We start from the raw sequence: 13,761 nt of genomic DNA on the forward strand, positions 1-13,761 counted from the left end.
CCATGAAGCTCAATCCGGTTACCTTGAAAAAACTCAAGCGCTTCAAGTCGATCAAGCGCGGTTACTACTCCTTCATCATCTTCACCACCCTGGTGCTGCTCTCCCTGCTGGCGGAGCTGCTGGTCAACAGCCGGGCACTGATGGTGAGCTATCAGGGCCAGCTGCATTTCCCCACCTATGGCGATGTGATCCCCGGTCAGCAGTTCGGGCTCGATTACGAGTACGAAACCAACTACCGCCAGCTCAAGGCCAAGTTTGCCGCAGAGGGCCAGGGCGACTGGGTACTGCTGCCGCCGGTACCCTGGAACCCCTACGAGCAGGATTTCAAGGAGGATGCCTACCCACCCTACGCCCCCAGCGCGGCCGAGCGCCACTTCCTCGGCACCGACACCAGCGGCCGAGACGTGCTGGCGCGACTGGTTTACGGCTTTCGCATCGCCATCGGCTTTGCCTTTATCGCGCTGGCGGCCAGTTACGCCATCGGGGTAACCATCGGCTGTCTGATGGGCTTTCTCGGCGGCCGCTTCGATCTCATCCTGCAACGCTTTATCGAGATCTGGTCCCAGGTGCCGTTTCTCTACGTCATCATGATCTTGGTGTCGCTGGCCAAGCCCAACTTCGGCCTGTTTGTCGCCATCAACGTGCTGTTCGGCTGGATGGGGATCACCTGGTATATGCGCACCCTCACCTACAAGGAGCGGGCACGGGACTATGTGATGGCAGCACGGGCGCAAGGGGCGACTACCGGGCGGATCATCTTCAACCACATCCTGCCCAACACCCTGATGATGATCGTCACCCTGGCGCCATTCGCCGTGGTGGGCAATATCTCCACCCTGACGGCCCTCGACTATCTGGGCTTCGGGCTGGCACCGCCGACCCCGAGCTGGGGGGAGCTGCTCTCCCAGGGTATCAACAATCTGGATGCCATCTGGATCGTCAGCTCAGTGGTGGCAGCGGTGAGTCTGGTGCTGATCATGGTCTCCTTTATCGGTGAGGCGATCCGCGAGGCGTTTGATCCGCGCAAATTTACCCGTTACCAATAAGCCAGCCGATGCCAGCGCATCGGCAGGCGCCGGGTAACGAACAGTGATTAATGAAGGACGGGCCGCCGCCATCGGCGGTCCCGGGAGCAAGGGATAATCCCGTTATCAATCAAGACCCCCAGTGCAGGGGCCAGACCTGGAAGTCAAACATGAAAAATAAAATCAAATGGATAGGTGCTCTCTTTGTGCTGGTAAACGGATCCTGGGTCTGGGCGGCCAGCCTGCCCGCGGATCTCAAATGGGAGACCAACGACACGGATCCTGTGTTCGCCTCCCCCAAGGCGCTGCCGGGTGGCAACCTCAATATGTTTGTGGAGAGCTTTCCGCTGACGTTCCGCACCGTAGGGCCTGACTCCAACGGTTCGTTCCGCTCCTTTATTCTCGATAACCAGTTGCGACTCATCAGCTTTCACCCCAATACCGGCAACCCCATCCCCTCGCTCGCGACCCACTGGGCCATCGCGCCAGACAGCCAGACCGTCTACTTCAAGCTGGATCCCCGCGCCAAATGGTCGGATGGCAAGCCGGTCAATGCTGACGACTACACCTTCGGCTACGAGATGATGCGCTCCAAACACATCAAGGGGCCCTGGTTCAACAACTACTACACCACTGAAGTGGTAGCGGTAGAGAAGATCGATGATCACACCATTATGGTCAAAGCAGGCAACCGCAAGGCCAAGATGGACCTGCTCAACACCACCGAGCTGTGGCCCCAGCCCAAGCACTACTACAAGCTGACCCCCAACTGGGTGAAGCAGTACAACTGGGCCGTGGTGCCCACCACAGGTCCCTACGTGATCAGCGACGTCAAGAAGGGCAAGTCGGTCACCTTCAGCAAGCAGAAGGATTGGTGGGCAAAAGACGATCGCTATAACCAGCACAGATTCAACATCGACACCATCAAGGTACAGGTGATCCGCGACCACAACATCGCCTTCCGCCACTTCCTGAAAGGGGAGATCGATACCTTCGAGATGATCCTGCCCAACTGGTGGCATGAAAAAGCGGTCACCCCGGAGTACAAAAAAGGCTACGTGCAGAAGGTGATGGCCATGACCGACACCAAACAGGGCGGTCAGGGGGTGCACCTCAATGTGGCCAACCCCAAGCTGGCGGACGTAAACGTGCGCCTCGGCATCCAGCACGCCTTCAACATCGACAAGATGATCGAGACCGTGCTACGCGGCGACTACGACAGAGCCACCACCTTCGACTCGGGCTTTGGCGAGTTCACTGACATCACGCTGCCGGAGCGGGCTTATGACATTGGCAAGGCGCGGGAGTACTTTGCCAAGGGCAGCTACAACAAGCCGGGGCCGGACGGCATCCTGCAAAATGAGAAGGGGGAGCGGCTGACACTGGCGCTCACCTACACCAGTCAGGAGCACTCCAAGCGACTGACCGTGCTGAAAGAAGAGGCCAAGAAAGCGGGTCTGGATCTGGAACTTAACCTAGTGGATGGCGCAACCGGTTTCAAGGTGATGCTGGAGAAGAAACACGAAGCGGCCTGGCTCGGCTGGGGCGGCGGCGGTCTCTATCCGCAATATTGGGAGTTTTTCCACTCCGCCAACGCCAACAAGCCGCAGACCAACAACTTGTTCAACGTAGCGGACAAGGAGCTGGACGCGCTGATCGACGCCTACAACGTCGAATTCGACATGGCCAAGCGGGCCAAGCTCTCCCAGCAGATCCAGCAGCGCATCTATGATCTCGCCATCTTCGTGCCCGGGGTGCAGCTCAACTATGTGCGGGCCAGCAGCTGGCGTTATGTGATGCTGCCGGAGGTGCCTGCCACTAAGAACACGCCGGATCTGCTCTACTGGCCGATGGACGGTTATCCTCACAGTAGTGGCGGTCTGCTCTGGCTCGATCCCAAGGTGAAGGAAGAGACCCGCAACGCCAAGGAGGCAGGGGAGGCGCTGGCGCCCATCAACCTGCTCGACAAGACCTATGCACGTCATTGATATTCAGGCCATTGCGAAGGGAGCAGCCGTTATGCCCAACACTCAGGCCCCCATTCTTGACGTACCGGATAACGGGGGGGAGTTCGCCGTTGATAACGGCCAGCACCAGGCCCCAATCCTCGAAGTACGTGATCTTGAGGTGGAGTTCGCCGTCGATGACGGCAAGATCAAGGTGCTCGATGGGGTCAGCTTCAAGGTGGCCCCCGGTCAAACTCTGGGGATCGTCGGTGAGTCCGGCTGTGGCAAGAGCGTTACCTCGCTCGCCATCATGGGGCTGCTGCCCAAACCCCACGGTCAGGTGGTCGCCGGTTCCATCCGCTTTCAGGGGGAGGAGCTGCTGTCGCTCGCGCCGGATCAGATGTACAAGGTGCGCGGCAACCGCATCTCGATGATCTTTCAGGAGCCGATGACGGCCCTCAACCCGGTGCAGACGGTGGGGGAGCAGCTGATGGAGGTGTTTCGCCTCCACCGCCCGGAGTATGACAAGGCCCAGCGTAAAGCCGCAGCCATCGCCATGCTGCAGAAGGTGGGGATCCCTGAGCCTGCCCAGCGCTTTGCCGTTTACCCTCACAACCTCTCAGGCGGCATGCGCCAGCGGGTGATGATCGCCATGGCGCTCTCCTGCGAGCCGGACCTGCTTATCTGCGACGAGCCGACCACGGCGCTGGATGTCACCATTCAGGCCCAGATCCTCGAACTGATGAAAGAGCTACAGGCCCAGACCGGGATGGCCATCATCTTTATCACCCACGATCTGGGGGTGGTTGCAGAGCTGTGTGACGAAGTGGTGGTGATGTATGCCGGGCGGGCGGTAGAGCAGGCCGACGTGTTCGAACTGTTTGACCACCCCCGTCACCCCTATACCCACGGCTTGATGAGCTCAATCCCGCGCCTTGAGGATGAGCCCAAGAGCCTGCTCAAGACCATCAAGGGACAGGTGCCAGCCCTGCACGAGATGCCCGCTGGCTGCCGCTTCTCCAACCGCTGCCCCCATGCGACCGATCTCTGCATCAGTGCCATTCCGGCGGTGGAGCAACTCAATCCGCGCCACCATGTCGCCTGTCACTACTGGAAGGAGTTGACCCCATGAGCACTCTGTTATCGGTCAGGGATCTGAAACAGCACTTCCGGCTGGGAGGCGGCTTCCTGCGCAAGCAATATACGGTTCATGCGGTGGATGGCATCAGCTTCGATCTCAAGCAGGGGGAGACGCTGGGGCTGGTGGGTGAGTCGGGCTGCGGCAAGTCCACCCTCGGGCGCAGCCTGCTCAAGCTGTTCGAGCCGACCGCTGGTACCATCACCTTCGAGGGGCGCGACATCACCGCCCTCAGCCCGAAGGAGATGCGCTCCCTGCGCCAGGAGATGCAGATGGTGTTTCAGGATCCTGCAGAATCTCTCAACAGCCGCCACACCGTGGGCCAGATTTTGGAAGAGCCCTTTATCATCCACGGTAAAGGCAACACTGAGCAGCGGCGCGGCTGGGTGCAGGAGTTGCTGGCAAAAGTGGGCCTGCCGGGCAGTGCGGTGGATCGCTACCCCCACGAGTTTTCCGGCGGTCAGCGCCAGCGGATCGGCATCGCCCGCGCCATCGCCCTCAAGCCCAAGCTGCTGGTGTGCGACGAGGCGGTCTCGGCCCTCGATGTCTCGGTGCAGTCGCAGATCGTCAACCTGCTGCTCAGCCTGCAGCGGGAGATGAATCTCTCCATCATCTTCATCGCCCACGATCTGTCGGTGGTCAAACATATCTCGGATCGGATTGCAGTGATGTATCTGGGACGGATCGTCGAACTGGCGGATGCCCAGTCGCTCTATCTGGCGCCACGCCACCCCTATACCCAGGCACTGATCTCCGCCATTCCGGTGCCGGATCCACGCAGGCGCAGCCAGCGCATTCTGCTGACCGGCGATGTGCCCTCCCCAATCTCGCCGCCAAGCGGCTGCCACTTCCACCAGCGCTGCCCCCATGCGACCGAGTTGTGCAAAAGCAAGGCGCCCAAGCTTGAGGCGTGTGATGAGTCCCATCATCAGGTGGCCTGTCACACCCCGCTCGCTGTTGGTGGTCACGCTATCAGCGGCAGCGCCATCAGTGGCCACGCCATGAGCGGCGACAGCAGGCTGGAGCAGGCGAGCTAGGCGCAGCGAACAAACATCAGGGTAGAAACAGACGAGGCGGCCATCAGGCCGCCTCGTGCTATCGGGTCACTCTTGTCTTATCGGGTCACGGCTACCGCTCATCAGGCAATCTGGTAGCGGCCCGGCTTGTGGTTGAGTGTCAACACCAGATTACAGATAACCGCCGCCACGATGGAGAGCGCCAGAATCCAGGGCTGCACCACGAAAAACGAGGCGACAACAATGGCGCAATCGAGCCCCATCTGCAGCTTGCCAGCCCGGATGCCAAAGCGATCCTGAATAAAGAGCGCCAGTATGTTGAAGCCCCCCAGACTCGACTTGTGGCGAAACATAATGAGCAGACCCATGCCAATCAGGGTACCGCCGATCAGCGCCGCATAGAGAGGCTCTATCTTGCCGATCTGCAACACCCCGTTGAGGTGATCTGTCATGTAGGAGACCGCCGCCACCGAGACAAAGGTGTTGAAGGTAAAACGGGGCCCCATCCGCAGCCATGCCAGCGCATAGAAGGGCAGGTTGATGCCGAAAAACAGCAGGCCGAAGCTGATACCGGTCACCTTTTGCAGCAGCAGCGCCAGCCCGGCAGTACCGCCAGTGAGCAGGCCAACCTGATGAAACAGAAAGATGCCGAGGGAAACAAAGCCGGCCGCCGTCAGCAGGGCCAGCACATCCTCATAAATAGGATGAGCAGTGCGAATCGAGGTGTTGTCCATAACCTGTATCCAAGCGAAGTAAAGAGAGAGTGTCTGTCGCCTGCCGTTGCGGGCGGGCTGCGAGCCCTGTCCACAGGGCTTCGTTATGGGGTCCAGTCTATTTTTTGTGAAAAGGATCACAACAGTCAGGCTGAACGCCCCATTCTGGTGCCTGTCATCTGGCATTGACACCCGCTGCACCAAGATGCAGCATGCCGCGGTTTAAGCGCACCATCACCCCATTCACAGCACGAGGCACTTTTCATGAAGGTCACCATTTTTGGCACAGGCTATGTCGGGCTGGTGCAGGCCGCCGTTCTGGCCGAGGTGGGCCATCAGGTCTGTTGCGTGGATGTGGATGATGAACGGATCGCCACCCTCAGGCTGGGGCAGATCCCCTTCTATGAGCCGGGGCTGGCCCCGCTGGTCGAGAGCCATCTGGCCAGCGGCCGCCTGAGCTTCACGGTCGATCCCGCCATTGGCGTGGCACACGCCGACCTGCTGCTGATCGCCGTGGGTACCCCGGCTGACGAGGATGGCTCGGCCGATCTGCAACATGTGCTGGCGGTGGCCGACACCATAGGCCGACTGATGAGCCGCCCCAAGCTGGTGGTGACCAAAAGCACTGTGCCGGTCGGCACGGCGCAGCAAGTAAGAGAACACATTGAGCAGCAGTTGGCCGAGCGTGGGCTGGACCTCGCCTGCGAGGTGGCCGCCAATCCCGAGTTTCTCAAGGAGGGAGCGGCGGTCAACGACTGCATGCGGCCAGATCGCATCATCATCGGCTGTGACAGCGAGCGGGCACTTGAGCAGTTGCGCGCCCTCTACGCCCCCTTCAACCGCAATCACGACCGGATCGTGGTGATGGATCTGCGCAGCGCCGAGCTCACCAAATACGCCGCCAACGCCATGCTGGCCACCAAGATCTCCTTTATGAACGAGATGGCGGCCCTCGCCGAGCAGCTGGGGGCCGATATCGAGGCGGTGCGTCAGGGGATGGGAGCCGATCCCCGCATCGGTTACCACTTTATCTACCCGGGCTGCGGCTACGGAGGCTCCTGCTTCCCCAAGGATATCAAATCGTTGCGCCATACCGCGGCGAGTGTCGGCTGCGACGCCCCGCTTTTAGCGGCGGTCGAGCAGGTCAACCAGCGCCAGCAACAGAAGATGGCGCAAACCCTGCTGACCCGCTTCGGCCCGGATCTGCGCGGCCGCACCTTCGCCCTGTGGGGGCTGGCGTTCAAACCCGGCACCGACGACATGCGCGATGCGCCGAGCCGCCCGCTGCTGGCCGCCATCTGGGCTGCCGGTGGCCGGGTGCAGGCCTTTGATCCCAAGGCGATGGAGCGCGCCCGCCAGATCTACGGCCAGCGGCCGGATCTGCTGCTCTGCCCCACTCAGGAATCTGCGCTGGAAGGGGCTGATGCCCTGCTGATCTGTACCGAATGGCAGGCGTTTCGCGCCCCCGATTTCCAACAGTTGAAAGCACTGCTCAACCAGCCTGTCATCATCGATGGCCGCAACCTCTATGACCCGCGCCAGCTCAGCGAACTCGGGTTTGACTATCACGCCATCGGGCGACCACATCTTCCCGCCAAAAAGCCGCCTGCCAACACCAGCTGCAACCCGGAGACTCAACCATGATCTATCTGGTCACCGGCGTCGCCGGTTTTATCGGCTTTCACGTGGCCAGCCAGCTGTGCGCCGCAGGTCATCAGGTGGTGGGGATCGACAACCTCAACGACTACTACGAGGTGAGTCTGAAAGAGGCGCGGCTGGCCCAACTGGCCAGTTTCCCCAATTTTCGCTTCGAGCGGCTGGATCTGGCGGATCGCGAGGCGATGGCGACCCTGTTTGCCAGCAACCGTTTCGAACGGGTGATCCATCTGGGTGCGCAAGCGGGGGTGCGCTACTCCATCGACAATCCGTTCGCCTATGCCGACAGCAACCTCACCGGTATGCTGACGGTGCTGGAGGGGTGTCGTCACCACGGGATTCAGCACCTCATCTACGCCTCCTCCAGCTCGGTCTATGGCATGGGGGATCAGATGCCCTACTCCACCGCACAGCAGGTGGATCACCCGGTCTCCCTCTACGCCGCCACCAAGAAGAGCGGCGAGCTGATGGCCCACGCCTACTCGGCGCTCTATGGCCTGCCCACCACAGGGTTGCGCTTCTTTACCGTCTACGGCCCCTGGGGTCGGCCCGACATGGCCATCATCAAGTTCACCCGCGCCATTCTGGCGGGGGAGCCCATCGACGTGTACAACCACGGCGATCTCAGCCGCGACTTCACCTACATAGACGACATCGTCGCTGGGATCCTCGCCGTCGCCGATCAGCCGCCCCGCCCCAATTCCGATTGGCACGCCAGCGAGCAGAGAGCGGCCGAGAGCGCCGCTCCCTACCGCATCCTCAATATCGGCAACGGCCAGCCGGTGCGGCTGCTCGATTTTATCGAGGCGCTGGAGGATTCCATCGGCAAGCCCGCCATCAAGCGGATGCTGCCGATGCAGGCAGGTGACATGCACGCCACCTGGGCTGACAGCGAACCGCTGCACACCCTCACCGGCCTGCGCCCCGCCACGCCCCTCAAGCAGGGGGTTGCCGAGTTTGTCCGCTGGTATCTCGACTACTACCGGCCCGCCCGCTGACGAGCGCGGGTAGCCCCTCGGTCATTGATGAGTTAATCAGATACCACTGATGCCCCGCGGGTTTTAGGATGGCTGAACGCACTGTCTGCGCACCATAGCGAGGATTTGAGATGCAATCACAGGAACAGGGTCTGATCGATGGACTGTTCGACCGCCTCAAGCAAGCGCAAGCCAGGGATAGCAAGCGAGACCAACAAGCGGATCAGCTGATCCGCCAGCATCTGGCCCAGCAGCCCGATGCCCCCTACTACATGGCCCAGGCGCTGCTGCTTCAGCATGCTGCCCTTACTCGCCTCAACGAGCGGATCAAGGAGCTGGAAGCCAGCCAGAGCACCCCAAGTGGTGGCAGTTTTCTCTCCGGCCTGTTTGGTAGCGAAAGCAGCCCGCCTCCGCGCTTTACGCCGCCACCGGCATCCGCGCCTGCCCAGCCAGCATCCCGTACCAGCTCCTTTTTGGGCGGCGCCCTGCAAACCGCCGCCGGTGTGGCCGGTGGCGTCATGTTGGCCGATATGATCGGCGGGCTGTTTCACAGCAATCGGCCCGAGGAGATCATCGACATCATAGAGCCTGCCCCCATCGCCAATCCGGTCGATGCGGAACCGGTTCGCTGGGACGGCTGGGATTCACCTCCCGATGCTGGCAGCAGTTTTCTCGACGACGATAACCTGAGTGGCGGCTGGGCCGACAGTGACGATAACAACGGCGGTTTCTTCTGACCGTCAAACCATTACTGGCCCCGCATCTGGCGGGGCCCAACTCGATACGAAACCCATGACTATGGAAAGTGTGATGACACCACGGATCGGCAGCGGCATGACGCGATATACTCAGTGCGCTTCGTGCCACCCGGGAACAACTCCCGACCCCAGGCGCTCTGTCCGTGGCCACGCAACACCCCCATGACGACAAGGAGCCACCTCATGATCCGAACCCTGCTTTTGATCGGTGCCGCCATTGCGGCCTATGCCCTGACCCAGAGCCACTCTCTGCTTCCCCTGCTCAGCCTGCTGGCCCTGCTTTCGCTCTGGGTTGTCAGCGAAATTGGCAGCTTCTATCGCGCGCTTCCTCCCGCCGTAGTGGATGAGCAGGAGTATCACCACGACTTTTAACCGGATGAAAAATGGTGTGAAACGGTCGAGATGCCGTTAGTTCCATACCGTTTTGCTCTCTGAAATCTCCACGCTATAACAACAGGATCCACTGGGTTCGTGGCGATAGCAGCCATGTTCCTCTATATCTTCTGTACTCAAACAGGAGATAACCCATGAGGCACATCAGCGAAAACGGACTGTTTTTGCTGCTTTTTTTGTCGTTGTTACTGGCAGGTACGCCGCGGGCGATGGCACAAGGCAGGGATTTCAGACAGGCCCCCAAGGCGCTAACGGCGATCAAGCAGGGTCAAGTGGCCCAGCAACACGGCAATCTGCAAAAGGCGATAGCCCTCTATTGCGTAGCCGCCAGCACCGGCAATCCCGAAGGTTACTTCCGGATCGGGCGTCTGCTCGCCACCGGCCCCGCCTCGGTGCGCAGCGCGAAAATGGCCAACAGCTATCTCGCCATGGCGATGCGCCTTGGCAACCAGCAGGCCAGCCGCTACTACAACCCGCGGGTCGGCAATGCCCCCATGGGCGATCAGTGCGGTGTCGGCATGCGCGGCGGACAAGGGAGTTATTTCGCCCTGCCCAGCACACCGTTCAATGTCGAGGCCTATCTGGCGCGCCAGTCACCGGGCAAACAGAAGCTGGCCACCATGCTGCGCCACGCAGCCAAGCGCCATCAGGTCGATGCACGGCTGGTACTGGCGATTGCCATCGCCGAATCCAATCTCAACAGCCGCGCCGTTTCACCCAAGAATGCTCAGGGGCTGATGCAACTCATCCCCGAAACCCAGCAGCGTTTTGGTGTCACTCAACCCTTTGATCCTGCTCAGAACATCAAGGGCGGCGTCAGTTATCTCAAGTGGCTGGATCGCCGCTTCGATGGCGACTGGGTGCGGATCTCGGCGGCCTACAATGCCGGGGAAAAAGCGGTGGAACGCTATGGCGGCATCCCACCCTATGACGAAACACAGGAGTACGTGAAACGGGTGCTTTACTTCGCTGGCCACAAGCAGCCCTGAGCGGAAAATCAGAAGGTCGCCCGATCGGAAGGCGGCACACTTATCTTTCTACGCTCACTGTGGCGGCCACGCCCCCAATAATCGAAGCCATAGTGGCGGTAGTAACCCACCAGATTGCTGATCAGAAACAGCCCCTCCATCAGCACGGCGACCGGTGAGCCCACCAGCAAGTTGTTACCCAGCCAGCAGAGGGTACCGAGCAGCATCCAGCGCCTCAACAGGCGATCATCCGGGCAAAACGCGGCACGGGTTTGCAGAAAGCTCGCCAGCAGCCCGATCCATGAGAGCAGGCCCTGATAGGTCGCCAGCGCCGCTGCACAGGCCAACCCCATGAAAAACCACATCAAGATGCGGCGAACCAGCCAGATACTCACAACAAAGCGCATACTGGCCAGCAGCAACAGGCTGGCGGCCGACCACTGCCCGAGCAGGGTAAAGTGACCGGCATTGAGCGCGCAGGAGAGGGCCAGACAGGCCAGGATCCTACGGCGATCCCGCAACTGAAACGACAACAGATCGAGCAACAAGGCCAGGCTCACTACCAGCTGCGACCACAGAAACAGCGACATCATCCACACCTCATCCGTCATTTGGATGGCGCAGCATGAGGGGATGGTCGGAGAGCGGCATTAACCCGTGTTAATGCGCCTGCGGATCCGTGACAGGGTGACCGGGCTGATACCGATATAGTTGGCGAGCTGCACCTGAGTGAGCCGCGCAGGCCAGTGAGGGAAGGTGTGGCAGAGCTCCCGATAACGCTCCTCGGGAGAGTGGAGCAGCAAAAACGCCTCCTTGCGCTCCTTGTAACCGAGCTGCTGTCGCAGCAGGGCCATGCAAACCGGCTGCCAAACGGGCTCTTCCAGCAGGGCGATCGGAACCCGCACAACTTGCAACTCCGTCAGCGCCTCCAGCTGGTAGCGGGCGGGCGCCCCCGTGAGCCAGCTGTCATAGAGCAGGCAGAGCTCCCCTTCGAAGTAGAACTCCTTGCAGCGCTCCTGTCCGTCCCGGGTGTAGTGGCAGGCGCGAGCGATGCCCGCTTCGATATAGAAGGCAGCTTCCTGTTCGGCCCCTTGCGCCAACAGTGCCTGACCGGCGCGCAGCGTCTGCCGTGGCAAGCGCAGGCTGATGGCTTCGCTCAGCGCGGCGTCCAATCCCATTGTGCAGAGAAAGGTGGCCAGTGAGGGGGCTTGAGTAGATGGGGTCATGAGGGCTCCGGAACAAAACGGCAGCCCACATCATGCCCAAATTGCAAGGCTGATGCAGCAAGGCGTGACCGCTGCGGCAAAGGGGGGACATAGCCGGGTGCCACCTTTGCCCACCCTCGTCCGTTGGTTTACAATCGACGGGTTTTTTGGAACCCGGTTGACCTGTGTCGACCTGGCCCCACCACGACATCAGTCTGTTAATGCCAAGACATTAACCTGCTGAAAAGGAAGAGAATTAGCCAATGGCTCAATTTATTTACACCATGAACCGGGTCGGCAAGGTAGTGCCGCCCAAGCGTCATATTCTCAAGAACATCTCCTTGAGCTTCTTCCCGGGCGCCAAGATCGGCGTGCTGGGTCTGAACGGCGCCGGTAAATCGACCCTGCTGCGCATCATGGCGGGCATCGACACCGAGATCGAAGGGGAAGCCCGTCCGCAGCCCGGCATCAAGATCGGCTACCTGCCACAGGAGCCGAAGCTGGAACCGGAGCAGACCGTACGCGAAGCAGTCGAAGAGGCCGTTGGCGAGGTGAAGCGCGCCATGGCCCGTCTGGACGAAGTCTATGCGGCCTACGCCGACCCGGATGCCGACTTTGACAAGCTGGCCCGCGAACAGGGCGAGCTGGAGGCCATCATCCAGGCCCAGGGCGGTCACAACATGGAAAACCAGCTGGAGCGTGCGGCCGATGCCCTGCGCCTGCCGGCATGGGATGCCAAGATCAAGCACCTCTCCGGTGGTGAGCGCCGCCGTGTGGCACTCTGCCGTCTGCTGCTGGAAAAGCCGGACATGCTGCTGCTGGACGAACCGACCAACCACCTGGATGCGGAATCCGTGGCCTGGCTGGAGCGCTTCCTGCACGACTACGAAGGCACTGTTGTGGCCATCACCCACGACCGTTACTTCCTCGACAACGTGGCGGGCTGGATCCTGGAGCTGGACCGCGGCGAAGGTATCCCGTGGGAAGGCAACTACTCCTCCTGGCTGGAGCAGAAGGACGCCCGTCTGGCGCAGGAAGCAAGTTCCGAAGCGGCCCGTCGCAAGTCCATCGAGAAAGAGCTGGAGTGGGTTCGTCAAAACCCGAAAGGGCGTCAGGCCAAGTCCAAGGCCCGTATGGCTCGCTTCGAAGAGCTCAACACCAACGACTACCAGAAGCGCAACGAGACCAACGAGCTGTTCATTCCGCCCGGACCGCGCCTCGGCGACAAGGTGGTGGAAGTGGCCAACCTGCGCAAATCCTATGGTGATCGGGTGCTGATCGACGATCTGTCGTTTGCCATTCCGAAAGGGGCCATCGTCGGCATCATCGGTCCTAACGGTGCCGGTAAGTCGACCCTGTTCCGCATGATGTCGGGTCAGGAGCAGCCGGATTCCGGTGCCATCACGTTAGGTGAAACCGTGGTGCTGGCCTCTGTCGATCAGTTCCGCGACAGCATGGATGACAAGAAGACGGTATTCGAAGAGGTCGCTGACGGTCAGGATATCTTGCGCATCGGCAACTACGAGTTCCCGAGCCGCGCCTATATCGGCCGCTTCAACTTCAAGGGTTCCGATCAGCAGAAGCGGGTTGGCGAACTCTCCGGTGGTGAGCGCGGTCGTCTGCATCTGGCCAAGCTGCTGCAGACCGGCGGCAACGTGCTGCTGCTGGATGAACCGACCAACGATCTGGATATCGAAACCCTGCGCGCCCTCGAGAACGCCCTGCTGGAGTTCCCGGGTTGTGCCATGGTCATCTCCCACGACCGCTGGTTCCTCGACCGTATCGCCACTCACATCCTCGACTATCAGGATGAGGGCAAGATCGAGTTCTTCGAAGGTAACTTTACCGAATACGAAGAGTGGAAGAAGAAGACCTATGGCGCCGAGGCGATCCAGCCCCATCGCGCCAAGTACAAGCGCATCGCCAAATAAGGCTGACTGCGTGTTGAGGGGAGCTTCGGCTCCCC

At 60.7% G+C, this 13,761-nt stretch carries 13 protein-coding genes; 10 read left to right on the plus strand and 3 right to left on the minus strand.

The features are described from left to right. The first annotated feature begins 2 nt into the window (after positions 1–2). The 4 genes from ACTG2T_RS05075 to ACTG2T_RS05090 all read left to right on the plus strand — a co-directional run bounded on the left by ACTG2T_RS05075 (position 3) and on the right by ACTG2T_RS05090 (position 5,146). Complete coding sequence (locus tag ACTG2T_RS05075) at positions 3–1,046, plus strand: ABC transporter permease (RefSeq protein WP_013724081.1); 1,044 nt, start codon at positions 3–5, stop codon at positions 1,044–1,046. Between the two features lie 149 nt (positions 1,047–1,195). Then, the gene (locus tag ACTG2T_RS05080; RefSeq protein ID WP_330123984.1) at positions 1,196–3,013 is read left to right on the plus strand and encodes an extracellular solute-binding protein; all 1,818 of its coding nucleotides are present in this window, start codon (positions 1,196–1,198) and stop codon (positions 3,011–3,013) included. 31 nt (positions 3,014–3,044) lie between these two features. Further along, positions 3,045–4,103, plus strand: coding sequence for an ABC transporter ATP-binding protein (locus ACTG2T_RS05085; protein ID WP_330123983.1), 1,059 nt, complete (start codon positions 3,045–3,047; stop codon positions 4,101–4,103). After that, entirely contained in the window at positions 4,100–5,146 is a 1,047-nt protein-coding gene (locus ACTG2T_RS05090; RefSeq protein ID WP_330123982.1) for an ABC transporter ATP-binding protein, read from the plus strand. The genes ACTG2T_RS05085 and ACTG2T_RS05090 overlap by 4 nt, the downstream gene beginning before the upstream one ends. A gap of 101 nt (positions 5,147–5,247) precedes the next feature. Here ACTG2T_RS05090 and ACTG2T_RS05095 read toward each other — a convergent pair whose 3' ends face one another. Then, positions 5,248–5,859 carry a YitT family protein gene (locus tag ACTG2T_RS05095; protein WP_005349421.1) on the minus strand — a complete coding sequence of 204 codons (612 nt, stop codon included), beginning with the start codon at positions 5,857–5,859 and terminating at the stop codon, positions 5,248–5,250. A gap of 243 nt (positions 5,860–6,102) precedes the next feature. Here ACTG2T_RS05095 and ACTG2T_RS05100 point away from each other — a divergent pair, with 243 nt between their 5' ends. The 5 genes from ACTG2T_RS05100 to ACTG2T_RS05120 all read left to right on the plus strand — a co-directional run bounded on the left by ACTG2T_RS05100 (position 6,103) and on the right by ACTG2T_RS05120 (position 10,611). Further along, positions 6,103–7,482, plus strand: coding sequence for a UDP-glucose dehydrogenase family protein (locus ACTG2T_RS05100; protein WP_110303409.1), 1,380 nt, complete (start codon positions 6,103–6,105; stop codon positions 7,480–7,482). Then, positions 7,479–8,492 (plus strand): NAD-dependent epimerase, encoded by a 1,014-nt coding sequence (locus ACTG2T_RS05105; protein ID WP_236315832.1) that lies wholly within the window; start codon positions 7,479–7,481, stop codon positions 8,490–8,492. Before ACTG2T_RS05100 ends, ACTG2T_RS05105 begins: the two co-directional genes overlap by 4 nt. A 110-nt stretch (positions 8,493–8,602) precedes the next feature. Further along, positions 8,603–9,208: a DUF2076 domain-containing protein gene (locus ACTG2T_RS05110; protein WP_064338692.1), complete on the plus strand. Its 606-nt coding sequence runs from the start codon at positions 8,603–8,605 to the stop codon at positions 9,206–9,208. 204 nt (positions 9,209–9,412) lie between these two features. Then, on the plus strand, positions 9,413–9,601 hold the full coding sequence (locus ACTG2T_RS05115) for a hypothetical protein (RefSeq protein WP_064338693.1): 189 nt from the start codon (positions 9,413–9,415) through the stop codon (positions 9,599–9,601). A 155-nt stretch (positions 9,602–9,756) separates the two neighbouring features. Beyond that, positions 9,757–10,611, plus strand: a complete 855-nt coding sequence (locus tag ACTG2T_RS05120) for a lytic transglycosylase domain-containing protein (RefSeq protein ID WP_064338694.1) — start codon at positions 9,757–9,759, stop codon at positions 10,609–10,611. A gap of 8 nt (positions 10,612–10,619) precedes the next feature. Here ACTG2T_RS05120 and ACTG2T_RS05125 read toward each other — a convergent pair whose 3' ends face one another. Both ACTG2T_RS05125 and ACTG2T_RS05130 read right to left on the minus strand, forming a co-directional pair. After that, positions 10,620–11,183: a YgjV family protein gene (locus ACTG2T_RS05125; protein ID WP_168769907.1), complete on the minus strand. Its 564-nt coding sequence runs from the start codon at positions 11,181–11,183 to the stop codon at positions 10,620–10,622. Positions 11,184–11,240: 57 nt separating this feature from the next. Continuing rightward, positions 11,241–11,816 (minus strand): Crp/Fnr family transcriptional regulator, encoded by a 576-nt coding sequence (locus ACTG2T_RS05130; protein ID WP_330123981.1) that lies wholly within the window; start codon positions 11,814–11,816, stop codon positions 11,241–11,243. Positions 11,817–12,058: 242 nt separating this feature from the next. On the opposite strand from ACTG2T_RS05130, the gene ettA reads away from it, so the two are divergent. Further along, positions 12,059–13,726 (plus strand): energy-dependent translational throttle protein EttA, encoded by a 1,668-nt coding sequence (ettA, locus tag ACTG2T_RS05135; RefSeq protein ID WP_005338959.1) that lies wholly within the window; start codon positions 12,059–12,061, stop codon positions 13,724–13,726. Positions 13,727–13,761 lie beyond the last annotated feature (35 nt).

This window comes from Aeromonas sp. 75A (assembly GCF_051919425.1).
Taxonomy (GTDB): domain Bacteria; phylum Pseudomonadota; class Gammaproteobacteria; order Enterobacterales; family Aeromonadaceae; genus Aeromonas; species Aeromonas veronii.